Genomic DNA, 25660 nt, shown 5'->3' with positions numbered 1-25660 from the left:
TGCTCGCGGCGGGCTGCGCAGCAGCCCCAACACCGCGCAAGCACCCCGCACCCCAGCGCAGCCCGTTCCAACGGAGGTTCATACTTATTCAGCGGCGATTTTTGCCCTGGCGGCGGCCCGTGCATGACGGCCATGCTTGAGCGCAATCGGCGCCATCTTTTCGCGGTCCAGTTCACCTTCCCAGGCCGCCACCACCAGCGCCGCCACCGCGTTGCCGATGATGTTGGTCAGCGAACGGCATTCCGCCATGAAACGGTCGACGCCGAGGATCAACACCATTGCCGCCACCGGCACGGTCGGCACCACCGCCAGGCTTGCGGCCAGTGCCACAAACCCTGCGCCCACCACCGCACCCGCGCCTTTGGAGGTGAGCATAGCCACCGCCAGCAGCGTCAGTTGTTGTTCCAGCGGCAAATGGGTATTGGTCGCCTGGGCCAGGAACAGCACCGCCAGAGTCATATAAATGTTGGTGCCGTCGAGGTTGAAGGTGTAGCCGGTCGGCACCACGATGCCCACCACGCCTTTGGAGGCGCCGAGGCTTTCAAGTTTCTGGATCAGTTGCGGCAGCGCCGATTCCGACGAGCTGGTGCCCAGCACGATCAGCAGTTCCGACTTGATGTAGCCCATCAATCTGAAAATGCTGAAGCCTGCATAGCGGGCGATGCTGCCCAGCACCACAGACACAAAGAAAAACGCGGTGATATAAAAGGTGCCTACCAGTTTCAGCAGCGGCAACAACGAACCCACGCCATACTTGCCTATGGTGAAGGCAATCGCACCGAACGCCCCGATCGGCGCCACGCGGCTGATCATGCCGACGATACGGAAGAACACCTCGCTGGCCTGGTTGATCACGCCCACCAGCGGCCGCGCCTTTTCGCCGACCATTACCAGGCCAAGGCCGAACAGCACGGAGATAAACAGCACCGGCAGGATTTCACCCTTGGCAAACGCGTCAAAAAAAGTACTCGGGATGACATTCAGCAGGAAACCGGTCACGCCTTCACTGTGCTGCGCCTGCCCGATAAACCCGGCGATGGCCGTACTGTCGAGGGTCTTCACGTCGATATTGAAGCCCACGCCCGGGTGCAGCAGGTGCGCGGCCAGGATGCCGATCAACAGCGCAACGCTGGAGACGATTTCGAAGTACAGCAACGCCTTGCCGCCCACCCGGCCGACCTGCTTTACATCGTGCATGCTGGTGATGCCGGAGACCACCGTGCAGAAGATGATCGGGCCGATGATCATCTTGATCAGCTTGATAAATCCGTCGCCCAGGGGCTTGAGGTCGATGCCGACTTGCGGCCATTGATGGCCGATCAACACACCCAGCGCGATCGCGATGAGCACCTGCACGTACAGGGTTCCCAGCAGTTTTCTGATTGTCATTGTTATTATCTCGGTGCGTTTTTTCAGGCATAGAGAACCCGGCGCAGGCGTTTGCAGCCTGCGAGGCGGGTCCGTCAGGTCACGGGGTGATACGGCTCAGCGCAGAAAGCTCAGGACTTCGCCCAGCAACAACTCGGGGGCTTCTTCGGCAATGTAGTGGCCCGCTGGAAGGGCGTGGCCACGCACGTCGGTGGCGACTTTCTGCCACTCCTTGAGGGGTTCGAAACAACGGCCGACGGTGCCTTCTGCGCCCCACATCACCAGCAATGGCAGGCTCAGGTGGTGGCCCGCGTCGATATCGGCTTTGTCATGCTCAAGGTCGATACCGGCGGCAGCACGGTAATCCTCGCAGATGCCGGTGGCGGTGCCCGGCAATGACAGGCAACGCAGGTATTCGGCGAAGGCTTCATCGGTGAACGGCTTGAGCCCGGCGCTGCGGCTGCCCATGACGCTGCGCAGGTACAGCTCGGGGTTGCTTTCGATCAGGGCTTCCGGCAACGGCGCCGGGCGAATCAGGAAGAACCAGTGCCAGTAGGCGCGGGCAAAGGCTTCGTCGGTCTGGGCGTACATCGCAAGCGTTGGTGCGATGTCCAGCAGCACCATGCGCTTCACCGCGTCGGGGTGGTCGAGCGCCAGGCGATGGGCGACGCGGGCGCCACGGTCGTGGGCGAGGACCGAGAACGTGTCCAAACCCAACGCTTTCATCAATTCGACGCCGTCGCGGGCCATCTCGCGTTTTGAATAGTTAAGGTGTTCGGCATTCGCAGGTGGCTTGCTGCTGTCGCCATAACCGCGCAGGTCGGCGGCAACCACGGTGAAATGTTCGGCCAGTTGTTCGGCAACCTTGTGCCAGATGACGTGGGTTTGCGGGTGCCCGTGCAGCAGGAGCAGACCGGGACCTGTACCGCCTTTGCGGTAGCTGATGTCCACGCCGTTGACGTGGCAGCTGGCTTTTTGGAATCCGGCGAACATGGAGTGACTCCTTGTGATGAATGTTTACATCGTGGAATCACGCAGCGTTTGGGGCAAGGGGGAAAGCGTGGAGGGGTTGTTCATGAAGTGTGTAGGTGCAGGGCCGGCTCTGGTTGCACTTTTTCAGAACCGGCCCCTATTGCGTCAGCGGTGCTCTGCGACCTTCGGTTCGGTTGCTTTGCGCACTGGAAACGGAAAGTAGAAAAACCGCAGAAATGCCACGCGCTTGATCACTTCCCCGATCAGCAACGGCACACCCACTGCCGCTACCAGGCCCACACACGCTGCGAGGAAGGGGTGCAGCCCCAGGCGCGCCATCAGGTCGAAGGTCTTGTGCTGAATTTCGCCATGGAAGATCAACAGAATCAGGGTTGACTGGCCGATATACGTCATCGCCCGCGTCAGGATGGCCGAGGCCATCAGCACTTTCGCCAGCGCCCAGCAGGCGTACACACCAATCACCGCCAGCAAGCTGGTCCACAACCAGTGGTCGTAGCGCCGTTGCGCCAGGTCCATGGTGTCCCAGGTCGCGATGAACAGGGCGGCAAACAACAGGATCGAGATCACCAGGGTCAGCCAGGAGCCGGCGTGCGTGCGCAGCCAGTCGCGCAGCAGGTAACCGACCACGAAATACATGCTGCTGATCAACGTGATATCGAGGCTGAAGGGCAGCCCCGGCAGCACCCAGGTATGCTCGCCGAGCGTCACCGGCAATTGCCAGAACAGCGGCAATACCCAAATGCCGATCAACAGTTGCACCGTCATCAGCACGCCACTTGCCCACAGCCCCAGCTTCAGGCGCTGGATCAACCGCAGCATCACCCAACCGAACAGAATCGCCACCCAGAAGTGCGGCAGAAACCACATGGCCTGCCACGGAATGGTGTCCACGGAGGCGTACAACACGCCGCCGATATCCGGCAGCAGCGGTTGCCCACGCAGCACGGCGCGCACGATCACATACAGCAGCATGGTGAAGAAAAACGGCTTGAGCAGGCCGTCGGCCTTGCGTATGGCCATCTCCACAAACGGCTGCTCGGGTTTGAAAAATACCCCGGACAAAAAGAAGAACAGCGGCAGGATGAACGACGCCAGAATCGGGTACATCAGGTCCGGGGACGTGGCGACAAACCAGCTGTGTGCATACACGATCACGAGGATGCCGATGCCTTTGGCGATGTCCATTTGAATCCAGCGATGTTTCACCTGATCACCCTCACTTGCCTATTCATGCCTTGCGCCATGGCTTCAGCCACAGCCCCATGCCCAGCAACACCACAGCGCCTGCCAGGGTACTCAGCCCCAGTTGCAGCCACACGCCGTCAATGTGAAACAGCACCAGCGCTGCAAACCCCATCACCCCCGCACTGAGCAGCCAGTGCCGCGCCCAGGGCAAAGCGCCGAGCAACGACTGGCGTTGCATCAACAGCAGTGCGGTGCAGATCACTCCCGCCAGTGCCGCCAGCGGGATGCCCGCCAGGCCGAACATGAAGGGCAGGGCGCCAAGCAACACCACGTTGACCGCGCTGCCCAGCAGCTCGCAGCGCAATGGCTGGCGCGTGTCGCCAGCGGCGTAGGCATAACGCGCGAGCAACGCGTTCCAGGCGCCAAACACCAGCGGCACGGCAAACCACGCCAACAGCAACGGCAATGGCGAGTCCGCCGATTGTTTGGGCAGCAGCAACGCCACCAGGCTTGGCGCTGCCGCCACCAGGCCGACACCGGCAGGCAGGGTCAGCATGCTGGCGGTTTCCAGGCCGCGCTTGAGCAGGGCCAGGCGCTCATCGCCCTGGCGTCGGCTCATCATGCCCAGCAGCACCTGATTAAGGCTCATCAGCGCAATCAGCGGCAGGTTCATCAACTTGCGGGCGAGGTTGACCCACGTCACCGCGCCTTCACCCAGCAGCGAGGCCACCAGCCGCTCAATCAGGGCCAACCCCTGGCTGGCGCCATTACTGAGCAACAGCGGGCCGATGCGCTGGCCGAGTTCGCGCAGCGGCGCAACGCTCAGTTGCCAGCGCCACGGCCGCCAGCCCTGTCGCCAGATCGACGGCAGCAGCGCCAACGGCATCAACAGGCTGCCCGCGACGCAGGCCAGTGCCAGCGAATGCGGCTGAGTCGCGGTGCCGGCCAGCGCGAGGTAGGTCACCGGCGGCAGGTTGAACAACAACGAACCCAGGCCCGCCAGCACGAAGCGCTCGCTGGCCTGCAACGGAATGCTGAACAGCGCGTGCAGCATCAAGCCCGGTACGCACCAGGCCACAATCTGCAGGTTGCTCGCGGCCAGGGCCGTGGCGCTTGCCGCCAGGCCCGGGCCGAGCAACTGCACCAGCCACGGCGCCAACACGGTCAGCAGCAGCCCCGTCACCAAAGCGATCAGCATCAAGGCCGGAAACAGCACCGCCAGCCATTCCTGGCGCTCGCCGCCCTGGCGTTGCAGGTACAGCGGCAACGCGGCGGCACTCAGCACGCCACCGGCCAGAGACATGCGCAACGCTTCGGGCAAAAACAGCGCAATCAGGAAGGCATCACTGCGCTCTCCCGCGCCCCACGCCGCCACCAGCAACCACTCACGGGCAAACCCCAGGCACAAGCCGAGCAGGGTCGCCAGGGTCAGCCAGACGGCAGAGCCCAGCATGGTTAAGGCCGCGCGCCGTCAAGGACCGGCTTGCTAAAAACCACCGTCTTGACCTGCGGCAAGCGTGCCGGGAACAGCCGCCGCGCCTCCAGCACGTTGAGGCCCACCATCAGCCAGAACAGCGCGACCATCACCACCGCGAAGCTGAAGTAGTGGTCGAACAAACCGCTCACCAGCGCCGCGAGAATTCCGGCGGTGCTGCCCAGCCACAAGGCGTTGTCCTTTGTCAGGCGGATCGGGCCTTTTTCCGGGCGTGCTTCACGCCACCAGCGCACGGTCACGGCCACAAACAGCAGCATGCCGACTAGGCCGGTTTTGTAGATGAAGTTCAGCCACAGGTTGGAAATCCCCAGGAACTGGGTGCCCGGTACCGGCGGGTCGACCTTGAAACCGATGCCGAAGGGGTAGGCCGCCATTGCTTGGGGGAACATCCGGTATTCGTCAAAGCGCACTTCGGTACTGGCGTTACTCGTCGAGAAAATTGTCGCCAGGCGGTCCTGCAACGGTGGGTAAGCCATCACCAGGGCCACGGTCAGCGCCGCGCCGATCATCAACAAACGCCCGGTGTACGGCACGCGCCGCGTGGCCATCCACATCAGCACCAGGGCCAGGCTGATCATCGCACCCCGGCTACTCGCCAACAGCAAGGCCGCCGCGCCGAGGCACGCCACGCCCAGGCCCAGCCCGCGCTTCCAGCCTTGTTCGGTCATGCCGAAGCAGAACGCCAACGGCAGGAGCAGGGCCATGATCCCGCCGATGGCATTCGGGTGCATCCACGGCGAGCCCATGCGCGAAGACATCGCCTCAAGGCCGAATTTCAGCGTGTCGAAGTTGCCGTAATTGAACACCGCCAGAATCGGCGCGATGCCCGCCCCTGAGCGCGTGCGCACAAACACCGCGATCGACAGCACCAGCATCGCCAGGGTGCCGAGCAACAGGGCAATCACCAGGGATTCGCGGTGCTTGTAGTCGGCCAGCAATTTGGCGCAGAGGAACACCGCCGACAGGCTCAGCAACCAGCGCAGCCAGTTGGCCACGCCACTGGTCTCGGCATGGATGATGACCTGGCCGACGATAAACGGGAACACGCTGAACATCATCAGCCACAGCAGCATCTGGTCGGTTGGGCGGCGCGACAGGCGCGGTGCATCGGGCAGGCGTGCCAGGAAGTTGTGCCACAACACCGCGCCCCAAGTCAGCGCCAGGATGGCTTCGCTGACTGTACTGCGAATGCCCAGGTTGACGGTTGAGTACGGCATGAACGTCGCAATCAACGCGAACAACAGCAGGCCCCACAGCGGGAAGCGCAGAATAGTCACCGCAGCCGCCAGGCCAATCACGGCAAGGAACGCCTTGGTCGGTGACAGCAGCAAGGCCAGCGCACCAAACAGCAGGCCAAAGAGAATCGCGACGAGGCTGGTCAGGGACAATCTCATGTCAATTCCTCGATCAGTTCAGCCAAGCGTTGGCGATAGGCATGACGGTTAAAACGTTCCGCCCACTGCCGGCAGTGTTCAGCGGACTCCAACTCCGAGCGTTCGCCCAGGCTCAGCATCAACTGCACCAGCGCGGGGCCGTCGGTGGGCGAGAAGCGCGGTGACGACGGCGGGGTGATTTCATCCAGCGAGGAGCCGCTGGCCACAGCGACCGGCGTGCCGACACTGAGCGCTTCGATGACCGGCAAACCAAACCCTTCGGCATACGACGGCTGCCACAGGCGCGAGGCCTGACGGTAGAGCGCGTGCAGTTCAGCGTCCGAGACACCACTCAACGCGCGAATCCCCGGCAGGCTGCGCTGGGCCTCGGGCAAATGCTCAAGGCTGCCGACCAGCACCAGCGCCGGCACATCGGGCGATTGCAGGCGCGCCTGTTGCCACGCATCCACAAGGAACGGCACGTTTTTGCGTAACTCGCGGGTTCCTACCAGTAGCCAGTAACGCTCCGGCAACTGCCGCGCCGTGAGGTCAGCCGCCAGCTCGACAAAGCCGTCGACCTGATTGGGCAGCACGCGAATCTTGCCCGCCGCCTTGGGAAACAGCCGCGCGGTTTCATCGGCGCTGTACTGCGAAGGCGTCCACACCCGGTCGGCGCTGTGCACCGCCCAAGCAATCGACAGGCGATCGCTGGTCTTGTAGATCAGCGCTTTCAGGCGGTTGGCGTGGTAGTTATTCAAGGTGATCTGGAACAGGTCATGCAGCAGCACCACCGTGCGCAAGCCTTGGGGTTTGGGCGGCAACGGCAAGCCCATATTGAACGTGCTGATGTACAGGTCGATATGGGCCTCGCGCAAGGCACGGGGCAGAAAGCCGGCCTCAAAGCGCAGGCGATTGTGTGGCTGGTGCATCGCCGTCTTCGCGCAACCCCAGGCCGGGCAATGCGCTTGAAACCGGGTTTCGTCGCCCAGAGGCGCCACGGTAAAGCGCTCAATTTCGGTGCCCGGCAGGCTGCGCAGGGCGTGTTCCAGCGCGTACACCTGGCGGCTGATCCCCGATTGCGGCGAAGTGCCGACGGTGCGGTAATCCAGGCCTATACGCATGCAGGCTCCTTTTGATTGAGCGGCGCGAGCGTGGCATACACTTGCTCGAGCTGGCTGGCGGCGACGCTCCAGTCATGGGCGCGGCGCACATAAGCGCGACCGGCTTCGCCCATGGGCGCGGCCGCCTCGGGAAATTGCAGCAGGCGCACCACGGCATCCGCCAGGCCCGCGGCGCTTTGACCTCCGAGATAGTCCAGGCCTTCCACCAGGTCCAGCCCCGACACACCTTGCTCGGTACTGGCCAGCGGCAGGCCGGCGGCCAGGGCTTCCAGCACTTTGAGCTTGGAGCCACCGCCATGGCGCAAGGGCGCCAGGAACACCGAACAACTCGATTGCAAATTCAGCAGGTTTGGCACGAACCCTTGCCATTCTATGCGCGGGTCCTTCCAGCGCTCACGCCAACTGCCGGGCATGCCGAACCCGCACACGCTCATGCGGGCATCCGGGCAGCGTTCCCAGACTTTGGGCAGAATTTCATCCAGCGCCCACTCGATGGCATCCACGTTGGGCGCGTATTCATAGTTACCCAGAAACAACACGCGGCGGGTCGATGGATCGGGGCGAGCGGCAGCGAAATGATCGCAGTCCACCCCATTAACCACCACCGGCACCGGCTTGCCGGCGATATTTTCCAGCACCTGCGCATCGCCGTCGGTGACTGCCACCACCTGTGTAGCCTGGCGCATCACGCGGCGTTCCCAGCGTGCGTAGCGCCATTGATCGTAGCGAATAAACGGCAGCGCCCAACCCGGCAGGCGGTCGTACGTGGCGGCGCCCAGTGCCGATTCGACGTTGTGTTCGGTCAGCACGAACGGCTGGGCGTTACGCGCCAGGGCATCTTCATAAGGCTGGAAGGTGTAGGTGTGCTCAATCTGCACCACGTCCCAATGCTCGTTGAGCAATGTATTGAAAGTGTCCTGCAACTCACCCGACAGGCCATTCACGCTGGCCAGCAGCGGGTAGGGCGCGAACAGCCCGGCCACCAGGGTTTTCAGGCTGCGCAGCGGGCGGCGCGGCAGGATGATCAGGTGTTCGAGGAAGCTTTCCAGCACCTGGCGATCGGTCAGCGACACCGGGTGTTTGTCATGCAGCAGCAAGGTGATCCGATGCCCGCGCGCCGCCAGGCTGCGCAGCAAGTGGAACTGGCGCGTCTTGCCACCGCTGGTGGTGGGCCAGGGCGAGTAGGGCAGGATCCATAAAATGCGCATGGCAGGCTCTAATCCCATAGCAGAATTTGCAGGTTCGACTTGACCGGTATGGTCAGGCCGCCGGTGCCGCTCACCGGGGTTTGGGTGCCGCGCAGCGGGTCGTACAGGGTTGCACTGGCCAGGTTTGGCAAATGCGCGTTGCCGCCCTGAGCCGACCAGAAGAACCACAGTTTGTGGCCGTCGGCGCGGGTCCAGCCGATGCTGAACAGGCCGTCTGGCAAGTGGTCGGCGACGGGCGGGTCGCCCGGAGTGAGTTGCGGCCCACTCACGTCGAGGAAGTTCTTCAGCGCGGTGTAGGCCGGCTTGGGGTTGGCCTCGATGTCGAGCAAACCGTAAGACTGGTCACGCACGCTGGCGCGCTGGTCGAGGTCGCTCAGGGTGAAGAGGAAAATCCTGTCGTAATCCATCGCGCTCATCAGTGCTACGCGACGCACGATGTAATCGGCCTGGGCTTGCAGGGTGATGATGTCCTGGGCGTCTTTGGGCCCGGTGTAGGTTGACCAGCCCCACTCGGTGCTCCACAGGGTGTGCACGCCGCCGTGGCGCAACGCCTGGTTGAGCGCGGTGGTTTTGGCGATAAAGTCGAGGTTGGCCGGGTCATTGCCTTCGGGCAATTGGGTGTAGGGGTGGTAGGAAATGGTGGTGTTGAGGCTGGCCACGCCGAGGGCGCCCAACGCATCGAGCATGGACTGGCCGTTGGGCATTTCACTGAAAAACGCCATGCCGGCCGCCACCACTGGCTTGCTCGGGTTCACCGCGCGCAAGGCGCCGGCGGTGGCGGTCAACAGGGCCGCGTAACCTGCGGGGTCGGCCACCGGGCGCCAGAAGCCAAGCAAGTTGGGCTCGTTCCACACTTGCCACGCATCGACGCTGGGGTAGCGTTGGGACAGCAACGCCATGCGGTTGGCGAACACGTTGGGGTCTTTCGGCGGGTACTGGTCCTGATAGGGCGCACCCACCGGCGCGGTGGTGGCGAAGGGCGCCGAACCGACCAGATAGAACACGGATTTGAGTTGATTGGTTTGCAGGTTGCCGACCAACTGATCCAGGGTCGCAATGTGGTACTGACTCTCCACCGGCTCCAGTTGGTCCCAGTGCAAATCCAGGCGCACCCACTCCAGGCCCAGCGCCTTGAGGCGGTTGATCTGCAGTTGATAGCGCTCGGGGCTGAACCACAGGAACTGCGCATTCACCCCGAGAAAGTCTTTCCACACCACCACCTTGCTGCCCTTGAGCACATGGTTCTCGGCGTCGGCCTGGCGGCCCCACATAAAGGCGCTCAGGCCTAACGCTGCGATCACCGCGAGGGTGGCGAAGTACGTACGTTTACGCGCCATACGGGGCTCCTGCAATGGCCTGCTCAAAGAGCTGCTTGAACTTCTGCGCGGTCAGCGGCCACAGGCGTTCGCGGCCAATTTCCCCGGCGCGCTCGGCCCAGTCGCGAGCCAGTGACGGCGTGCGCGCCAGACGCAACAGTTGCTCGCTGAGCGCGTTCACGTCGCCTTCGGGAAAGATAGCGCCGTTACCGCTGGCGACCTCTTCGGCAAACGCTCGGGCATTGGAGGTAATCGCGCCACGGCCACAGGCGGTGGCCCAGGACAGTGCGCCACTGGTGCCACGCTGGCGCCCCAGCAGGCCGAGTTTTTTTGATTCGCGATAGGGCAACACCATCACATGGTGCGCCTGGATCGTTTGTGAGATCTCGTCCGCGGGCAGGTTCAGGCGCCAGTCGATGGCGCCCTCCAGGCCAAGGTCGGCGATCTGGCTTTTCAACTGCTCCAGGTAATTACCGCCTGCGCCAAACGCCATTTCGGCAGCCGTGCCACCGGCCAGGGTCAGACGCACACGGTCACGCAATTCGGGGGCATTCTTGAAGACGGCGGCCAGGGCCTGCAACAGGTCTTCAATGCCTTTGCCACGGTAGATAAAACCGAAATACAGCAGGCGCAAGGTGTCCAGCGGCGGCAACGGCGCCGGTGCGATCGCCAGGTTGGCGTGGTTGATCACTGCCACTTTGCCCGCTGGCAAATCCATACGCTGGGTGAGGCAATCAGCGCCCAGGCGGGTGAGGGTAATCAGCCGCGTCAGGCGGTTGGCGAGGTGGCGTTCTTCGCTCAAGGTCAGCGGGTCGGCCAGCACCACTGCCGCCTGGGGCAATGGGCTGGGCAGACGCTCCAGCAGGTTCAGCGGAAACGGCAGGTGTTCGCGCCGCCACACGATGCGCTCCGGGTCATGCACGGTGGCGGTCAACGGCAGGTTGGGGTAGGCCTTGCGCAATTCGCGCAGGGCCAAAAATTCCCCCAGGCGCCCGCCGCCCAGCTCGGCGTGGACCAGGTCCACGCTGTGCCAGTCGAAGCCGCTGAGGGCCTGTTTGATCGCCACGCTGGTGCCTTCCACGCCGGTTAACGGTGTCGCCACCGTCACGCCCACTTGCTCCAGTGCCGACTTGAAATGGTTCGCGTAATCGGCGATCCCGTTTTTTTCCGGCGGCAAAGGGGCGAGCAGGGCGATGTGCATCAGAACGCCCCCCGGTATTTGGCGATGTTTCTAAGCACCTTGGCCGGCACTTCGAATTTGCGCCGGTTGATGATGATGCCGTCCACTTTGCCAAACGCCGTGTTGAGGATCGACAGCGCGTGTTCCACCACCGGCACCGTGCTTTTCTGCGCTTCCACCACCAGCGCGATCAGGTCGGCGCGGCGCAGGGTGATGAATGCATCACGGTTGTCCAGCAGCGCCGAGGCATCCAGCAGCACCACTTCGCCCGGTTCGGCAGTGGCCAGCCCGCCGACGCGCACATTGGTGCCGTTCTCTTGCAGCAACAGGCGCAATTGCTCCACCACAAAGGTGACCCCTTCGCCGTGGCGCGCCGAGGTCAGCCCCAGCGTCAGGCCCCGCTCGGCAATGCGGTCCGGCTGCAGCAGGCTGTAGAGCCGGTAGATGCTTGCGTTGAACGCGTTGGTGCCTTGCGCGGTGCTGGCGTCCAGTTCCGGAAGGGTGGTCCACAGCGGCAGACCAAACTTGCGTTCCACCAGGCCGCCATCGTGAATGCGCTGGTCCAGCAGGTAGCACAGGTAGATCACCAGCAAGCCGACGACGATGGCAAACGGGATCGCCAACACCAGCATCACCAGGGTTTTTGGGAAGATGCGGCCCGGGTTCAGGGTGGCTTCTTCGATCACCGCGATGTTGCTGATCTGGCTGTTGTCCAGCTCACGGTCGATGCGCGATTTTTCCAGGTTGTCCACATACAGCGCGTAGTTGCGCTCGGTGGTGCCCAGCTCGCGGGAGAGGCGGGCCAGCTCCGGTTCGACTTCCAGGGCTTGCTTGCGTTGAGCTTCCAGGTTGACCAGTTGTTTTTCCTGTTGAACCAGCTGGGTGCGCAGGGCCAGGTTGTTGCTCGACTCATCCAGCAGCACGCGCTGCAAGTGAATTTCCAGGGTGTTGGGCGCGCGGTTTTCCGAGCTTTGCACCGTACTGCTTTCACTGGCGACATGGGCCTGCATCGCACGAATCGACGCATCCAGGGCTTTGACTGGCGGCGCGTTGTCGGTATAGGTGCGCATCATGTCGGCCTTTTCCAGCAGCTTCTGGTTAAGCAGGCGACGCAAATCCTGCTGCTGGGGGTTCAAGGCGATCTGCCGCACCGTGGTCACTTCCTTGGGCTGGGTCTTGAGCTGGGCGCGGGTGCTCGCGATGGCGCTGTCGGAAGAGGCGATCAAGCGGGTGGTATTGAAGGTCTCGCCGCGCAGTACGTTGATGCGCTCGGACAAGTCTTCCAGGCGGTCGGTGATGCTCGCCGCGCCGATCTCATTGAGGCGCGTGAGGATCTGTTCTTTATAGCTCTTGATTTCGGTGGCGCTGTTGCTCACCTGGCCTTCATAAAAGGCATACAGGCTTTTGCGGCCCAGGGCCTGGGTGCGCTCGGCGACGTAGGTTTCGACCCAGTGCTTGACCACCGCCTGGGCAACTTCCGGGTCGCCCCATTTGAAGCTGATATCCATGACCGTCGAACCCACGGCGTGGCTCACTTCAAAGTTTTTTTCCAGGCTGGCGGCGAGTCGCTCAACCGGCGTGGTTTTTTCCACGATGCCGACGGTTTCGAGTACCACGCGAATGCCATCGAACACGCTCCCGATGCCTGCCTTGATGTAGTACTTGGTGCGCTTCAAGAAACCTTCCGGCGGCGGCGCGTTGTCGATCACTTCCAGGTAATGCTCGGCTACGGCGCGCACGATCGGGCGACCGGTCAGCAGGCGTTCCTCGTCGACAATCGGATCACGCTGGGTGCTGGGCATAACCAGCGCCTGGCGGTTGCTGATCTCGATCGGCAGCGTCGAATCACGCCCCGGTTTTACCAGCAGGCGCGCGGTGGACTCGTACTTGGCGGGCAATAAAAAGGCCCCCAGCAGAATGATCACCAGCGCCGCAATGGCCGCCAGCTTGAACTCGTGCCGGAAGATGAAGAACAGGCGCAGAAGATCACGAAAAGAACGGATCTCGATCATGGGATGTCGCTCCTTTAGTTAGTGCCGCCGCTGGTTCTGGTGTAGTTGTAGCCGACGCCAATGGACTTGGTGAACGGGATCAATTGGTTCAAGTAGGTATCCACTCCCTGGATGCGCTCTCCGACATTGGATTTGGGCACGAACACCACGTCGCCGCGTTGCAGGCGCACGGCTTTGCGCCCGTTGGGACCGGTTTTGAGGTATTGGCTGAAGTCCAGAAAATAGGCGCGATAGGTGCCCTGGGCATCTTCGCGCAGCAGCGCAACCATGCTTGCATCGCCCGAAGGGTTGACCCCGCCGGCGCCGACAATGGCTTGCTCCAGGGTATTGGCCGTGGCGATCTGCACCGCCGTCGGGTTATTCACGGCCCCGCCGACGATCACCGAATTGGCCGGTGCCTGGTTGATGTTGACCGTCACCCGCGGCTCGCGGTAGACCGGCGCGAGCTTGTTGCTCAGCTCGGCCGCCAGCTCCGATGGCGGGCGCCCCGCAACCTGGATCGGCCCCAGGAACGGGTAGTTGATCTTGCCGTCGGTCTGCACCGTGTACAGCGTCAGCTCGTAGATGGTGCTGACGTTGAACGCCGACAGCGTTGGCATCTCGCCGGCATCGCGCACGATACGCAACTGGTCGCCGACGCGGATACGCTCTACCGCTGGCGGCAACTGCGCAAGCTGGTCGAGGGCGCGTTTGCCTTCCTCGACCGTCTTGTCGTCCGGCGGGACGATGCGTGCCGGCGTATTGCAGGCGGCCAAGGCCAACATGGCCAAGATGAGCATGGTTTTTTTCATATAGGGCGACTTCCTCTTGGTCATGCCTCTCACCTCCAATAACCGGGGAACATGCTGATGCGCCGCTTGAGGGCGAGTGGGAGCCGTCGTTCCAGATGGCCCAGCCGATAGCCGAGCAATTTGAACGCGCTTCGCACCAGTACTTCGGGTACGCGGTGCAATGCACCGGCTGCGCGCAATGCTGCGAGCTCGGCCAGTACATAGCGTTTACCTTCACCGCCGGCATCGCCAAAGGCTTGGCGAATCCACGGCTCGCGACCGTAGAACACGCCAATGTCGAAGTAGCGGTGAAATTCATCCATGAGTCGGTAATCGTGGGAGTGGTACACCCGCGCAGAGGCGGCGTAGCGCACCTTGTAGCCGTCGATCAGCATGCGCGCGGCCACGTAGGCGTCTTCGCTGCCGATCACATCGGCGGGAAAACCGCCGACGGCTTGCAGCGCGCTGCGTCGGTAAACGGAAAAGGAGTCAGAGCTGAAGCAGGTCTTGATCCCCAATTCCGGCGCATCCGCCAGGCTTTTGCTGCGGCTTTGTTCCGGGTAGTTGAAGTGCCGCGACTGCGCGCCGAGCACGCCGGCGCCGGGGTGCGGCAGTTGGCGACCATAGGCCACGCCGTTCAGCGGGTCTTGCTGCAATTCGTTGAGCAGGTTGGCGAACGTCTGGGGGTCTGCCGGAATTGCGTCCTGGGTCATCACGATCAGGGCATCACCGCCCACTTGTTCGCTGGCCCAGCGCCGCGTGCCGCCGTGGTTGAAATCGCGGGCGTCGATCACCTCGACCCGGGCGCCGAATTCGCGAAAGCGCGCCACCGTGTCATCGCTGGAGGCGCTGTCAACCACCAGGGTTTCGTCCGGTTGCAGAGTCTGCATGTTCAGCGCAGGCAGCAGTCGCGCCAGGTGACTGGACGCGTTGCGGGTCGGGATGATCAACGACGTGCGCATATCATTTTTTCACGTCGGCGGGCGCACGCCCGTAGATGTCGTCGAAGCGCACGATGTCGTCTTCGCCCAGGTATTCGCCGCTCTGCACCTCGATCATCACCAGGTCGATGATGCCGGGGTTGGTCAGCCGGTGTTTGTGCCCGGCCGGGATGTAGGTGGACTCGTTGGCGTTGATCAGGAATTCGCGTTCGCCATTGGTGATTTGCGCCGCGCCGCTGACCACCACCCAGTGTTCGCTGCGGTGGTGGTGCATCTGCAATGATAGCGAGGCTTGTGGCTTGACCACGATGCGCTTGATCTTGAACCGGGCGCTTTCCTCAAGCACGGTGTAAGTGCCCCACGGCCGGGTGACGGTACGGTGCAGGCTGAACGCCGGATGGTTCTGGCGCTTGAGTTCGGCGACGATGTAGCGCACATCCTGGCTGCGGTGGGCGTCGGCGATCAGCAGGGCGTCGGGGGTATCGACAATGATCAGGTCACGCACGCCCACGGCGCCGAGTACGCGCTTGGGCGAGTCGATGTAGCAGTTGTGCACGTCATGCAAAATCGCTTCGCCGTTGACCTGGTTGCCATGGGCGTCGCTTGGCGTCAGTTGACGCAGGGCTTCCCAGGAACCGATGTCGCTCCAGCCGATGTCGCAAGGCACCACGGCGACTTGGGTGGACTTTTCCATCAAGGCCACGTCGATGGAAATATCCGGCGCGCTGCCGAAGGCATCCGAGTCCAGTTCGCGCTGACGCGATGTTTTGTTTTGCAGACTTTGGCTGTGCTCCAGCGCGGCTTTGGCGGCGGTCAACACGTCGGGCGCGTGGGCGGCCAGTTCGTCCACCAGCGTGCTGGCCTTGAAGCAGAACATGCCGGCGTTCCACAGGTGTTTGCCGCCGTTGAGGTAGCCCTGGGCGGTGGCCAGGTCGGGCTTCTCGACAAAGCGTTTGACCCGGTTGCCGTGGCTGAGTTTTTCACCTTGTTCGATGTAGCCAAAGCCGGTTTCCGGGTGGTCCGGCTGGATGCCGAAGGTCACCAGATAGCCGGCTTCGGCCAGGTCGCGGGCCTGGGTGACGGCTTCGGCAAACGCGACTTCATTGAGGATCAAATGGTCGGCAGGCATCACCAGCAGCTGCGCCTCGTCGCCGAAGTGCTCTTGCACGTGCAGCGCCGCCACGGCGATGGCCGCCGCGGTGTTGCGGCCGAAAGGCTCGAGCAACAGGTCCAGGGGCAGGTGAGCCTTGTTCACCCCGCGATAGTCATCGAGGGTGCGAAACAGCAGGTCGCGGTTGGTCACCGTGAGCACGCTTTCCACGCCAGGCAGTTTGGCGGCGCGCTGGAAGGTTTTCTGCAGCAGGCTCTGGCCGTCACGCATGCGCATGAAGGGCTTGGGCATGTTCTGCCGGGACACCGGCCACAGCCGCGTGCCCGAGCCACCGGAAATGATGCAGGGAATTAATCCGTTGAGGGTATTCATCAATAGACTTCCTTGGTGGAAAGGACGGCCGGGACCGTCATGAAGACGATGTACAAGTCAAACCACACCGACCACTTGGAGATGTATTCCAGGTCGTACTCGACACGTTTCTGGATTTTGAACAGGGTGTCGGTTTCACCCCGGTAACCGTTGATTTGCGCCCAACCGGTAATGCCCGGCTTGACCCGGTGGCGCGAGCTGTACTCGCTCACCGCGACTTCAAAGGGAATGCCCGCCGCCTTGGTGGCCGTGGCATGCGGACGGGGCCCGACCATCGACATGTTGCCCCGCAGCACGTTGAACAACTGCGGCAGCTCGTCGATGCTGGTCTTGCGAATGATCCGGCCCACGCGGGTGATGCGCGGGTCTGTGCGGGTGGTCTGTTGTTCGGCGGTGAAGTCACTCTGGTCAGTGAACATCGAACGAAACTTGAACACGCGAATTTCATTGTCGTTGTAGCCGTAACGGTTCTGGCGAAACAGCACCGGGCCCTTGGAGTCGAGCTTGATCGCAATGGCCGTCGCCAGCATCAGCGGGGACAGGCATACCAGCGCAAGGCTTGCGAGCAGCACATCTTCACAACGCTTGATCACCGGCGACCAGCCGCGCAATGGCAGCTGTGACGTGTTGAACATCAGAATTCCGCCCACGTCGGTGATGCGGCTGTGGCCGTAACGCAGGGCGGCCATGTCGGGCACCAGCATCACGTTTACCGACAGCTGGCGCAGGCGATTGACCAAGCCGTGAATGCGTTGTTCGGCCGCCCAGGGCAGGCAGATCATTACTTGGTTGACCTGCTCGGCACGGATCAGTTTTTCCAGGTCGCGGGTATTGCCCAGCAAGGGCAGGTGGCTCAGTTCCTTGGGAATGCGCTCGGTGCGGTCATCGATAAAACCGATCAGGCCGGAGCGGATATCGCCATTGCGTTGCAGGTGGTCGGCGACGTGCACAGCGGTGTCGGTGAAGCCCAGTATCACCGTGCGTTGCAGGTATTTGCCCTTGCGCATCAGGTTGCGGTACAGGCGCAGCATCAACAGGCGTTCGAGGCAGAACAGCCCGAGGCTGGCGATGTACCACACCACCAGATTGTGCGGGTTCAGTTGCGGGAAAAACTGCAGGATCTGGTACATGAACAGCAAGATGCAAAACGCCGATGACCACGCCACGGTTTTAGTGCGCAGGCGCAGGCGATTACTGAACAGCTCTTCGGAATAGATGCCCATGGCGTGGAACAAAATAACGGTCAATACCCCAAAAAACAGGAGCAGGCCGAGAAAGTGCGAGCGCAGCTCAGGGTCCATCGGGTCGATAAACAGCACCAACACCAATGGCGGCAAGATGGCAGTCAGGCCGTGGATTAACTTGACGAAAACAACAAAGAACTCAACAAAACCGGCGCGGGTCAGAAACAGGCTGTCAACTGACGACTTCTCTCGCATACAAACATCCCTCATTGCACTCCAGGCTGTCTGTTCGGCTGTTTAATCAAGCGGCAGATACGCTGCTTGTTAGAAGGCACGCCGAACAACGGCTACGCTGGGTAAAACGCAACTACTCATCCAAATAACAGCGGTCCAACTGAATGAAATGTGCGGGGGTAGTGACTTAAGGAGTGTTCCTTCTTAGTTGCTTAGTCAATGAATTGACGGTGGTGCGGAGGCGGCATGCTGGATACGTTAATCAGTCTTTTCTTCGGCATTTTATTGACTTTCCTTGTTCATATACTGGGCATTAGGGCTTGTTTTTGAGTGTAGAAACAAATGTGAGAATTTTCCTGTGCAATAGGAAAACCTTTTTCACACCGAGGCAGGAATAGGGGACAAATAGGGCGTGGTTAGCGCAGTTAAGTGCCCGATATATAGGGCTTTGCGTCAGATGAAGGTTATTTTTAAATTCTGAATGAAAATGTATGCAGGACAATTTTTTGTCAGTGCCAGGGCCGCCGATTATTGTAAAACGCATCATTCTACGGATGCTTAAGCATGATCGACTTCTCTACCCTGGCAGTTTTCTGCAGTGCGGTGCTGTTGTTGCTGTTATCGCCCGGACCGAACATGGCTTTTGTGATCAGCCACGGCATAAGTGACGGCTGGCGCGGGGGCGTCGCGTCGAGCCTGGGGATTTGTGCGGCGGACATTATGCTGACCGTATTGACGGCCACCGGTGTCACGGCATTGGTCGCCAGTTGGCCGCCGTCCTTTGATGTGATTCGTTACGCGGGCGTGATTTACCTGCTGTGGCTGGTGTACAAAACCTTACAGAAAAGCCCGCACATTGAGCCCCCACAGTTCAAGCGGGTGCGCGTGAGCGAGGTGTTTGTGCAGGCCCTGTTCAACAGCCTGCTCAACCCCAAGGCGTTGCTGTTTTTCATGGTGTTTTTGCCACAGTTTGTGAGGCCCCAAGCGGGATCGATTGCGCTGCAACTGCTGGTGTTGGGTGGCGTCCTGACCCTGATTGCCGGGGTGTTTCACGCGGTGTTGGGAATATTTGGCGGCGCACTCAGCCGGTTCTTTGCCGGGCGCTCGCGCAGTGCCAGGCTACAGAAATGGGGCTTGGCGAGCGTGTTGATGGTGTTGGCTGGGCGGTTGGCGTTGATGTCGCGGCCTGGTTGAAGTGATGAAAGAGCTGTTGTGGCGAGCGAGCTCGCTCGCCACATCAAGCTTGCTCGCCACAACTACCCCGACGCATCACGGGCAGTGAATGGCCATCAGCCCAACCGCGCAGCCGCGCGTGCCACGATCTCACCGCGTACCCGACGTGAGTCCGCTGTGCGCTTTTGCGCTTCTTCCAGCACGTGGCTCGGCGCGGTCTGCGGGCTGCCTGAATCGAACGGCGGCGCCGGGGCGTACTCAATCTGCAACTGCACCAACTGCGCCGCCGCTTCGCTGTACAACTCGGCCGCCAGGGTCAGGGCAAAATCGATCCCGGCAGTGATGCCGCCACCGGTGAACAGGTTGCCGTCACGCACCACTCGCGCTTGCACCGCAGTCGCGCCGAGTGGGGCGAGCAGGTCGTGGTAGGCCCAGTGTGTCGTCGCTTTGCGCCCCTGCAGCAAACCCGCCGCGCCGAGTACCAACGAGCCGGTGCACACCGAGGTCACGTAACGCGCGGTATGTGCCTGGGCCTTGAGAAAGTCGAGGGTAGGCGGGTCTTCCATCAGCGCGCCGACGCCCGAACCGCCGGGTACGCAGATCACATCCAGCGTCGGGCAGTCGGCGTAGGTCATGGTGGGGGTGAACACCAACCCGGTGCTGGATGTGACCGGCGCCAGGTCCTTCCATACCAGGTGCAGCTTCACATCCGGTAGCGATCCCAGCACGTCATAAGGGCCGGTGAGGTCCAGTTGCTGGATACCGGGAAACAACAAAAAACCGATCTGCAAAGTCATGAATGGCGCTCCGATAAAGGGGTGGACGCCTTCACTGTAGAGGCCTAGGCTTTGGCGCATACGCCATTGAGCCCACAGATCACGCCAATCATGCCGCGAATCATCCACGTACTCGCTTTTGAAAACGCTCAGGTGCTCGACGTGACCGGGCCATTGCAGGTCTTTGCGTCGACCAACGACCTGTATCGCCAGCGCGGTGCGCCGCTGCCCTATGCCGTCTCGGTTATTGCGGCCCAGCCTGCGCCCGTGATGACCTCCGCCGGCCTGGCACTGGTGGCCGAGCCGCTGCCTGCTGTCGATAGCGCCTGCGACACGCTGGTGATCGCCGGCGGTTGGGGCGTGTACGGCGCCGCCGAAGACCCGGCGCTGGTGGAGTGGGTGCGCGAAAAAGCCAGGCACACCCGCCGTATGACCTCGGTTTGCACTGGTGCTTTCCTGCTGGCCGCCAGCGGTTTGCTCGACGGTTGCCGCGTGGCTACCCATTGGACGCGCTGCGAAGAACTGGCGCGCAAGTTTCCTGCGCTGACGGTGGAACCCAACCCGATCTTCATTCAGCAAGGCAAGGTGTGGACGTCCGCTGGCGTCACGGCGGGCATTGACCTGTGCCTGGCGCTGGTGGAGGAGGATTTGGGCCGCGCCGTTGCCCTGGAAGTGGCGCGGCACCTGGTGGTGTTTCTCAAGCGCCCGGGCGGGCAATCGCAATTCAGCGTGGCGTTGTCCCTGCAAAAGGGCGACAGCCGCTTTGCCGACCTGCACATATGGATGGCGGAAAACCTCACCCTGGACCTGAACATCCCAACCCTCGCCGCCCAGGCCGGCATGAGCGAGCGCAGCTTCGTGCGCCACTATCGCGCCGAAACCGGCCAGACGCCTGCGCGTGCCGTGGAGTTAATCCGCGTCGAGACCGCGCGCCGGCAACTGGCGGACAGCGCGGCGTCGATCAAGCGCATTGCCGTGCAATGCGGTTTTGGCTGTGAAGAAACCCTGCGCCGCAGTTTTTTGCGCGCCTTGTCGGTTACGCCCCAAGCCTATCGCGAGCGTTTTTCGCCGGTGTCGTAGGCCAGCACTTCAAATAGCGCCTCGAGGGCGATGTGCGGCGCTTCCTGGAAAACGTTGTGGCCGACGCCAGCCAATACCTGCCGTCGATACACGCCGCTGAAGCAATCCACATCGTCATCTTCGACTGGTGCCGGGCCCACGCCGTCATCGGCACCGCACAACGAAATGCTCGGCACCGAAATCGGCGGTTGCAGCGCCAGGGCCTGCTCGATCGATTCAAGTGCCGGGTCGCCGGGGGCGTACATGAAGCGATGGCGGTACGAGTGAATCACCACCTCGACGAAATCCGGGTTATCAAACGACGGCGCAGTCTTGCTGTACAGGCCCGGCCCTTCGGGCCAAGTGGGCGACCATTGCCGCCATAACAGCTCACAGAACGCGCGGCGATTGGCGGTCAAACCGTCCACGCCACGCTGGGAATGAAAGTAAAACTGATACCACAGCTGATGCTCCGTTTCCGGCGCCTGGGGCTCGACTGACCTGGCAATGTTCTGGATGTTGTAGCCATCCCCGGTCACCAAACCCCGTACCCGTTCCGGCCACAATGCCGCAACAATACACGCGGCCCGACCGCCCCAGTCGAACCCCGCCAGCGTGGCCCGGGAAATGGACAAGGCATCCATGAAATCCAGCAAATCCTTGGCCAGCGCCGCCTGTTGACCGGAGCGCATCACCTGCTCATTGATAAACCGCGTCGGGCCATAGCCGCGCAGATACGGCACCAGCACCCGGTAACCACGCTCGGCCAGCACCGGGGCGATGTCGTCGTAGCCGCGCGGGTCATAGGGGAAACCATGCAGCAGAATCACCGGCTCACCGTCATCGGGGCCGTGGGTTTCATACGCCACATTCAGCATGGGCGTGCGGGCATACAGCAGCGGGGCGGTTGTGGTCATGAATGGCTCTGACGGGGTAGCCGAAGAAGCTGGAACTCTAGCTCAAACCGATGACGGGGAGTGAAGTGGTTTAAGGCGGGCGCACCCGATACCATCTCCCACGGGGCCTGCGTCTGGCGAATCCGGTCTCGCCCTCAACCGCCATCGGCCCGCAATAAACGATCGACCATGAACAGCTCTTATTTCTTGTCCAGCCACTCACGCGCCAACAAGCCCAACACCCTAAGGTCATGTCGCTCGCCATTCCAGAAAGCGGCCTCGCGCAATGTACCCTCGATTTTGAAACTCAAGCGCTCTAGCAACGCATGGGACGCGGCGTTTTTCGGATGCACCAAGGCTTCGATTCGGTGCAGTTGCATGTGCGCAAAACCCCAGTCGAGCATTGCCCGCAGTGCTTCGCTCATTAAACCTTGGCCTCGGGCGGCGGGCGCCAGTTCACAGGACAGCGAACAACTGTTCCAACTGCGATTCCACTTGAACAGGCCACAACTGCCGACCAACTCGCCGTTATGTTCGATTCCCCAGCGAGTGCCGGGATTGGCTTGGGTGCGCCATTGGGCGAAGGTTTCGATCAGCGCGTGTGCTTGGGCAAGGTCGGCCATCGGGTCGACGCCAAACCAGCGCATGTTCGCGCTATCGCTGTGGATGGCGAACACCGCGGGGGCGTCAGCTGGGCGTAATTCCCTCAGGCGCAAGCGTGAGGTGTACAGCATCGGGAAGCTATTCATGAAGCCGTCGTCGCGATTACCTGTTCCCGGTCAATCACCTTTCTAAAATGATGCCGCCACAGCTCCACTCCCAGCGTCCCCGTCCTGTCCAGCGACGACCCCAGCGTCAAATCGCTGATCAACGTCGGCTGTAACCCCGCATCAAACAAGGCGAAGCCTGCCGCCAATACGCAGGTATCGGTCTGAATTCCACACACCAGCACACGTTCGGGTGCGAGGCTTTTGAGGTACTCGATCGTCTCGGGCGTGGGTGCGTAGCCGTGTTTGATAAAGATGCGATCCGCCTCGATCAGGCTGTCGTCATCCGGTGCGGGTTGCCAGCCGAGCTGACGGGCGAAAGGGGTGATGTGTTCGTCGTGACGCTCCACGGTGGCCACCGACGGCAGGCGCCCGAGCAGGGCGTTGATGCCGTCGACCAGCCACGCGGGCGGGTTGAAGCAGGGTTGCACGTCGATGATCAGCAGTACCTGGCGCATGGGCTTGCCGTTCCTGTCGAGGGGCGGCCCATTGTGCACAGGCGGCCTCAGGGTTGCCAGGTGGTCTTCTCCCCACTGAGTTTGCGGTCCAGAAACGTCGCGGCGCTGATCAGTGCCAGATGGCTCAACGCCTGGGGTGTATTGCCCAAGTGGCGGGCCTGGCTGTCGAACTCTTCGGCGTACAAGCCCAGCGGGTTGGCGTAGCGCAGCAGTTGCTCGAATTCCAGGTGGGCCTTTTCCACTTGCCCGGCACGGGCCAGGCATTCGACGTACCAGAACGAGCAGGCGGCAAACGCACCCTCGGTGCCTTGCAGGCCGTCGATCTGGCTGTCGTCGTTGCGGTAGCGGTAGACCATGCCGTCGCGCACCAGGCTTTTCTGGATTGCTTCAAGGGTCGACAACCAGCGCGGGTCGGTGGCCGCGACGAAGCGCACCAGCGGCATCAGCAACATCGAGCCATCCAGTGCGGTGCTGCCGATGTGCTGCACAAAGTGCCCGCGCTCTTCGTTCCAGAAGTTGCTCCAGATGTCGGCGTAGATCGCCTGGCGCGTCTGGTCCCAGCGCGCAAATGGCGCGGGCAGCGAGCGCTTGTAGGCCAGGCGGATCGCGCGGTCCAGCGCCACCCAGCACATCAGGCGCGAGTGCAGGAAGTGATGTTGTTCGCCACGCATTTCCCAGATGCCGACGTCTTTGGTGTTCCAGATTTCACAGACTTGATCGGCGACTTCCACGGTGTGTTTCCAGCCTTCGTGGGAAATGGCTTCGCCGTATTTGTTGACGAGGTAGACGGCGTCCATCAGCTCGCCATAAATATCCAGCTGCACCTGATCGAACGCTTCATTGCCGATGCGCACGGGCTTGGCGCCGCCGTGGCCGCTGAAGTGGTCCAGCACGGCTTCGGGCAGTTCCTGACGGCCGTCGATGCCGTAGAGAATATTGATTTTGGTCGGCTGGCCGCAGCAGTCGCTGACCCGGCCTTTGAGCCAACGCATGTAGGCGTTGGCTTCCTCGATAAAGCCCAGGCGCATGAAGGCGTAAACGGTGAACGAGGCGTCGCGGATCCAGGTGTAGCGGTAGTCCCAATTGCGCTCGCCGCCGGGGCTTTCCGGCAGGCCGAACGTGGCCGCGGCGATGATTGCGCCGTGTTTGCGCGAGGTCAGAAGCTTCAAGGCCAGGGCCGAGCGGTTGACCATTTCGCGCCAGCGCCCACGGTAATTGGATTGGGCGATCCAGCCGCGCCAGAATTTAAGCGTGTGGGCCAGGGCGAGGTCGGTGCAGCCGCTGTCGACGCGTTCGTCTTGCTCACCGCCGAGCACAAATTCGGCGCCTTCTTCCTGATTCAGGGTGAATGTGGCGATGGCCGCGTCGTCTTCGATCTGCAACGCGTGGCTGCTCGCCAGGCGCAGGCCGGGCTTGCCGTCGGCGCTGAAATACACCATGCCATCGACTTCGCTGGCGCGGGTTGGCGTGCGTGCGTAGTCATGGCGCACGGCGCAGCGCAGGTGAAGGGTGGCCTTGCCGCTGACCACACGCACCCGGCGAATCAAGAGCGGCAGGTCGTCGATTTCTTCGCTGATCACCAGCAAATCGGTGATTTCCACCACGGCTTCATCGCTGAGCCAGCGGGTTTGCAGCACGTTGGTGTCGGGCAGGTAGATCTGCTCGCGGCGAGCGTCTGGCAAGTCCGGTGTGAGTTGGAAAGCACCCGCGTCGGGCGTGTCGAGCAGCGAGCAAAAGATTGACGGGCTGTCGAATTCCGGCCAGCAGAAAAAATCGATGCTGCCCTTGTCGTTGATCAGTGCCGCGCTGCGCATGTCGCCGATTATGCCGTGGGCATCGATGGCGCTTTGGGGTTCGTTCTTGAAATCAACCATTGCCACGAAACTCCGGATAAAGGCTCATGCCGCCATCAATAAACAGAGTGCTGCCCACCACGTAATCGGAGGCGTCGCTGGCCAGCCAGACCACCGCATTGGCGACGTCTTCCACATCACCCACACGGCCATAGGGAATCAGCTTGAGCAGCTCTTTTTCCGCCGCGCCTTCAGTGGCGGCACGGTTGATCGCCGTGCGAATCGCCCCCGGTGCAATGCCGTTGATACGGATGCGCTGCTCGCTGACTTCCTGCGCAAGGGTGCGCATCAACATCTCGACGCCGCCTTTGGACGCCGCGTAATTCACATGCCCGGCCCACGGGATGATCTGATGCACCGAGCTCATGTGAATGATCTTGCCGGCGGCGCGTGACACACCATCACGCACGCCCTGGCGGTTGAAAATACGCACGGCCGCGCGGGCGCAGAGGAACTGGCCGGTGAGGTTGACGCCGATAACGGTGTTCCAGTCATCGAGGGTCATGTCGACCAGGTTGGCGTCTTTTTGCAGGCCCGAGTTGGCGACGAGGATATCCAGATGGCCGAAGGCTTCGAGGGTTTGGGCAAACAAGCGTTCAACGTCGGCCTCTTTGGAAACGTCACCACCAATGGCAATCGCCCGGCCGCCGTTGGCGTTGATTTTCGCCGCCAGGGCCTCGGCCGGAGCGGCCTGGGAGTTGTAGTTAAGTACCACGGCCGCGCCGGCTTCAGCCAACGCTTGTGCCGCACCCGCACCAATGCCGGAACTGGCGCCAGTGACCAGCGCCACTTGTTGCTGCAACGAGATCTGCATC

General features: G+C 62.0%; 22 protein-coding genes. 2 read left to right on the top strand and 20 right to left on the bottom strand.

The annotated features are described in order from the left end of the window. Positions 1–84: 84 nt before the first annotated feature. The 14 genes from ACP7A2_RS14030 to ACP7A2_RS13965 form a co-directional block, all read right to left on the bottom strand. Positions 85–1389: a dicarboxylate/amino acid:cation symporter gene (locus ACP7A2_RS14030; RefSeq protein WP_426134672.1), complete on the bottom strand. Its 1305-nt coding sequence runs from the start codon at positions 1387–1389 to the stop codon at positions 85–87. A gap of 96 nt (positions 1390–1485) precedes the next feature. Next, a complete protein-coding gene (locus ACP7A2_RS14025; RefSeq protein WP_426134671.1) occupies positions 1486–2361 on the bottom strand; it encodes an alpha/beta fold hydrolase in 876 nt (291 codons plus the stop codon). Between the two features lie 144 nt (positions 2362–2505). Next, entirely contained in the window at positions 2506–3546 is a 1041-nt protein-coding gene (locus ACP7A2_RS14020) for an acyltransferase family protein (RefSeq protein WP_426134670.1), read from the bottom strand. Positions 3547–3589: 43 nt separating this feature from the next. Then, positions 3590–4999 (bottom strand): murein biosynthesis integral membrane protein MurJ, encoded by a 1410-nt coding sequence (gene murJ / locus ACP7A2_RS14015; protein ID WP_426134669.1) that lies wholly within the window; start codon positions 4997–4999, stop codon positions 3590–3592. Between the two features lie 2 nt (positions 5000–5001). Continuing rightward, a complete protein-coding gene (locus ACP7A2_RS14010; RefSeq protein ID WP_426134698.1) occupies positions 5002–6429 on the bottom strand; it encodes an O-antigen ligase family protein in 1428 nt (475 codons plus the stop codon). A gap of 2 nt (positions 6430–6431) precedes the next feature. Further along, entirely contained in the window at positions 6432–7535 is a 1104-nt protein-coding gene (locus ACP7A2_RS14005) for a glycosyltransferase family 4 protein (protein ID WP_426134668.1), read from the bottom strand. Then, positions 7526–8743, bottom strand: coding sequence for a glycosyltransferase family 4 protein (locus ACP7A2_RS14000; RefSeq protein WP_426134667.1), 1218 nt, complete (start codon positions 8741–8743; stop codon positions 7526–7528). Before ACP7A2_RS14000 ends, ACP7A2_RS14005 begins: the two co-directional genes overlap by 10 nt. A gap of 8 nt (positions 8744–8751) precedes the next feature. Next, positions 8752–10080, bottom strand: a complete 1329-nt coding sequence (locus ACP7A2_RS13995; protein WP_426134666.1) for a GH39 family glycosyl hydrolase — start codon at positions 10078–10080, stop codon at positions 8752–8754. Next, positions 10070–11260, bottom strand: a complete 1191-nt coding sequence (locus tag ACP7A2_RS13990; protein WP_426134665.1) for a glycosyltransferase — start codon at positions 11258–11260, stop codon at positions 10070–10072. The genes ACP7A2_RS13995 and ACP7A2_RS13990 overlap by 11 nt, the downstream gene beginning before the upstream one ends. Beyond that, positions 11260–13251, bottom strand: coding sequence for a GumC family protein (locus ACP7A2_RS13985; RefSeq protein WP_426134664.1), 1992 nt, complete (start codon positions 13249–13251; stop codon positions 11260–11262). The genes ACP7A2_RS13990 and ACP7A2_RS13985 overlap by 1 nt, the downstream gene beginning before the upstream one ends. Positions 13252–13265: 14 nt before the next feature. After that, the gene (locus ACP7A2_RS13980; protein ID WP_348054839.1) at positions 13266–14042 is read right to left on the bottom strand and encodes a polysaccharide biosynthesis/export family protein; all 777 of its coding nucleotides are present in this window, start codon (positions 14040–14042) and stop codon (positions 13266–13268) included. A 29-nt stretch (positions 14043–14071) separates the two neighbouring features. Then, complete coding sequence (locus tag ACP7A2_RS13975) at positions 14072–14983, bottom strand: glycosyltransferase family 2 protein (protein WP_426134663.1); 912 nt, start codon at positions 14981–14983, stop codon at positions 14072–14074. Between the two features lies 1 nt (position 14984). Next, positions 14985–16445 (bottom strand): mannose-1-phosphate guanylyltransferase/mannose-6-phosphate isomerase, encoded by a 1461-nt coding sequence (locus ACP7A2_RS13970; protein ID WP_426134662.1) that lies wholly within the window; start codon positions 16443–16445, stop codon positions 14985–14987. Continuing rightward, complete coding sequence (locus ACP7A2_RS13965) at positions 16445–17884, bottom strand: undecaprenyl-phosphate glucose phosphotransferase (RefSeq protein WP_426134661.1); 1440 nt, start codon at positions 17882–17884, stop codon at positions 16445–16447. The genes ACP7A2_RS13970 and ACP7A2_RS13965 overlap by 1 nt, the downstream gene beginning before the upstream one ends. A 543-nt stretch (positions 17885–18427) precedes the next feature. Here ACP7A2_RS13965 and ACP7A2_RS13960 point away from each other — a divergent pair. Further along, complete coding sequence (locus tag ACP7A2_RS13960) at positions 18428–19057, top strand: LysE family translocator (protein ID WP_426134660.1); 630 nt, start codon at positions 18428–18430, stop codon at positions 19055–19057. A gap of 95 nt (positions 19058–19152) precedes the next feature. Here the strand turns inward: ACP7A2_RS13960 and inhA are convergent, their stop codons facing one another. Beyond that, complete coding sequence (gene inhA, locus ACP7A2_RS13955; protein WP_426134659.1) at positions 19153–19833, bottom strand: isonitrile hydratase; 681 nt, start codon at positions 19831–19833, stop codon at positions 19153–19155. Between the two features lie 90 nt (positions 19834–19923). Here inhA and ACP7A2_RS13950 point away from each other — a divergent pair, with 90 nt between their 5' ends. Beyond that, positions 19924–20892, top strand: a complete 969-nt coding sequence (locus ACP7A2_RS13950; protein ID WP_426134658.1) for a GlxA family transcriptional regulator — start codon at positions 19924–19926, stop codon at positions 20890–20892. On the opposite strand, the gene ACP7A2_RS13945 is transcribed toward ACP7A2_RS13950, so the two are convergent. The 5 genes from ACP7A2_RS13945 to ACP7A2_RS13925 form a co-directional block, all read right to left on the bottom strand. Further along, positions 20862–21788 carry an alpha/beta fold hydrolase gene (locus ACP7A2_RS13945; protein WP_426134657.1) on the bottom strand — a complete coding sequence of 309 codons (927 nt, stop codon included), beginning with the start codon at positions 21786–21788 and terminating at the stop codon, positions 20862–20864. The two genes, ACP7A2_RS13950 and ACP7A2_RS13945, sit on opposite strands and share 31 nt — an antisense overlap. 179 nt (positions 21789–21967) lie before the next feature. Beyond that, on the bottom strand, positions 21968–22516 hold the full coding sequence (locus ACP7A2_RS13940; protein ID WP_426134656.1) for a GNAT family N-acetyltransferase: 549 nt from the start codon (positions 22514–22516) through the stop codon (positions 21968–21970). Then, the gene (locus ACP7A2_RS13935) at positions 22513–22992 is read right to left on the bottom strand and encodes an isochorismatase family protein (RefSeq protein ID WP_426134655.1); all 480 of its coding nucleotides are present in this window, start codon (positions 22990–22992) and stop codon (positions 22513–22515) included. Before ACP7A2_RS13935 ends, ACP7A2_RS13940 begins: the two co-directional genes overlap by 4 nt. A gap of 47 nt (positions 22993–23039) precedes the next feature. Beyond that, positions 23040–24866: a glycoside hydrolase family 15 protein gene (locus ACP7A2_RS13930; RefSeq protein ID WP_426134654.1), complete on the bottom strand. Its 1827-nt coding sequence runs from the start codon at positions 24864–24866 to the stop codon at positions 23040–23042. Continuing rightward, positions 24859–25659, bottom strand: a complete 801-nt coding sequence (locus ACP7A2_RS13925) for a glucose 1-dehydrogenase (protein WP_426134653.1) — start codon at positions 25657–25659, stop codon at positions 24859–24861. The genes ACP7A2_RS13930 and ACP7A2_RS13925 overlap by 8 nt, the downstream gene beginning before the upstream one ends. Between the last annotated feature and the right edge of the window lies 1 nt (position 25660).

This window comes from Pseudomonas sp. PWP3-1b2, from assembly GCF_049896045.1.
In the GTDB taxonomy this organism is placed as follows: Bacteria; Pseudomonadota; Gammaproteobacteria; order Pseudomonadales; family Pseudomonadaceae; genus Aquipseudomonas; species Aquipseudomonas antarctica_B.
The sequence above is the reverse complement of the archived record's forward strand: the minus strand, read 5'-3'. Positions and strand labels throughout refer to the sequence as shown.

Bases quoted from the DNA above. Each gene is read 5' to 3' on its own strand.
- ACP7A2_RS14030 (WP_426134672.1), bottom strand. From the start codon at position 1,389: ATGACAATCAGAAAACTGCTGGGAACCCTGTACGTGCAGGTGCTCATC.
- ACP7A2_RS14025 (WP_426134671.1), bottom strand. From the start codon at position 2,361: ATGTTCGCCGGATTCCAAAAAGCCAGCTGCCACGTCAACGGCGTGGAC.
- ACP7A2_RS14020 (WP_426134670.1), bottom strand. From the start codon at position 3,546: ATGGACATCGCCAAAGGCATCGGCATCCTCGTGATCGTGTATGCACAC.
- murJ (WP_426134669.1), bottom strand. From the start codon at position 4,999: ATGCTGGGCTCTGCCGTCTGGCTGACCCTGGCGACCCTGCTCGGCTTG.
- ACP7A2_RS14005 (WP_426134668.1), bottom strand. From the start codon at position 7,535: ATGCGTATAGGCCTGGATTACCGCACCGTCGGCACTTCGCCGCAATCG.
- ACP7A2_RS14000 (WP_426134667.1), bottom strand. From the start codon at position 8,743: ATGCGCATTTTATGGATCCTGCCCTACTCGCCCTGGCCCACCACCAGC.
- ACP7A2_RS13995 (WP_426134666.1), bottom strand. From the start codon at position 10,080: ATGGCGCGTAAACGTACGTACTTCGCCACCCTCGCGGTGATCGCAGCG.
- ACP7A2_RS13990 (WP_426134665.1), bottom strand. From the start codon at position 11,260: ATGCACATCGCCCTGCTCGCCCCTTTGCCGCCGGAAAAAAACGGGATC.
- ACP7A2_RS13985 (WP_426134664.1), bottom strand. From the start codon at position 13,251: ATGATCGAGATCCGTTCTTTTCGTGATCTTCTGCGCCTGTTCTTCATC.
- ACP7A2_RS13980 (WP_348054839.1), bottom strand. From the start codon at position 14,042: ATGAAAAAAACCATGCTCATCTTGGCCATGTTGGCCTTGGCCGCCTGC.
- ACP7A2_RS13975 (WP_426134663.1), bottom strand. From the start codon at position 14,983: ATGCGCACGTCGTTGATCATCCCGACCCGCAACGCGTCCAGTCACCTG.
- ACP7A2_RS13970 (WP_426134662.1), bottom strand. From the start codon at position 16,445: ATGAATACCCTCAACGGATTAATTCCCTGCATCATTTCCGGTGGCTCG.
- ACP7A2_RS13965 (WP_426134661.1), bottom strand. From the start codon at position 17,884: ATGCGAGAGAAGTCGTCAGTTGACAGCCTGTTTCTGACCCGCGCCGGT.
- ACP7A2_RS13960 (WP_426134660.1), top strand. From the start codon at position 18,428: ATGATCGACTTCTCTACCCTGGCAGTTTTCTGCAGTGCGGTGCTGTTG.
- inhA (WP_426134659.1), bottom strand. From the start codon at position 19,833: ATGACTTTGCAGATCGGTTTTTTGTTGTTTCCCGGTATCCAGCAACTG.
- ACP7A2_RS13950 (WP_426134658.1), top strand. From the start codon at position 19,924: ATGCCGCGAATCATCCACGTACTCGCTTTTGAAAACGCTCAGGTGCTC.
- ACP7A2_RS13945 (WP_426134657.1), bottom strand. From the start codon at position 21,788: ATGACCACAACCGCCCCGCTGCTGTATGCCCGCACGCCCATGCTGAAT.
- ACP7A2_RS13940 (WP_426134656.1), bottom strand. From the start codon at position 22,516: ATGAATAGCTTCCCGATGCTGTACACCTCACGCTTGCGCCTGAGGGAA.
- ACP7A2_RS13935 (WP_426134655.1), bottom strand. From the start codon at position 22,992: ATGCGCCAGGTACTGCTGATCATCGACGTGCAACCCTGCTTCAACCCG.
- ACP7A2_RS13930 (WP_426134654.1), bottom strand. From the start codon at position 24,866: ATGGTTGATTTCAAGAACGAACCCCAAAGCGCCATCGATGCCCACGGC.
- ACP7A2_RS13925 (WP_426134653.1), bottom strand. From the start codon at position 25,659: ATGCAGATCTCGTTGCAGCAACAAGTGGCGCTGGTCACTGGCGCCAGT.